A 600-nucleotide genomic window follows, 5' to 3' on the forward strand; every position below is an offset into this window, starting at 1 on the left:
GCGGCGGCCTCGGCGGGGTCGGTGGTGGCCCGCAGGTTCTCCGGGAGCTGGAAATCGGGCAGGTAGCCGGGGTTGGTCCGGGTCGAGTTGATCGCTTCGGCGACCTCCTCGCGGCGGGCCCACAGGGTGACCTCGCACCCCGCGTCGGCGAGCACCATGCCGAAGGCCGTGCCCCACGAACCGGCGCCGAAGACCGCCGCCTTGACCGGCTTGCTCACTTGCCCTGCCCTTCTGCCTGCGTCCCCTGCACCTGCTGCGTCCGCGCCTGTGCCCGGGCCTGCGCCTGCGCCTGCGCCTGGGTGCGCCGTCGCTGTTCGATGCGTTCGCGCTTCGGGTCGTACGGCGTCTCGGGGGCCTGCTCGCCGCGGATCTCCTCCAGCTGGCGGGTGATCGCGGCCATGATGACCTCGGTCGCCTCCTTGAGGACGTCCGCGGTCATGTCCTTGTCGTAGAACCGGGAGAGGTCCACGGGCGGGCCGGCGAGCACCCGGCTGGTCTTGCGCGGGAACAGGTTCGGCTTCTTGGCGTACGGGGGCAGCAGTTCGTTGCAGCCCCACTGGGCGACCGGGATCACCGGGCACTTGGTGCGCAGGGCGACCC

At 72.0% G+C, this 600-nt stretch carries 1 protein-coding gene and 1 pseudogene; both read right to left on the bottom strand.

Features of this window, described 5'->3' with window-relative positions:
• The coding region (locus tag CCN42_RS40810) for a 2-dehydropantoate 2-reductase N-terminal domain-containing protein (protein ID WP_281259580.1) at positions 1-218 on the bottom strand (218 nt) is incomplete at its 3' end.
• Positions 215-600: pseudogene (locus tag CCN42_RS40815) on the bottom strand (1-acyl-sn-glycerol-3-phosphate acyltransferase); the annotation flags it as partial. The gene CCN42_RS40810 and the pseudogene CCN42_RS40815, both read right to left, overlap by 4 nt.

This window comes from Streptomyces glaucescens (assembly GCF_002154375.1).
Classification (GTDB): Bacteria; Actinomycetota; Actinomycetes; order Streptomycetales; family Streptomycetaceae; genus Streptomyces; species Streptomyces glaucescens.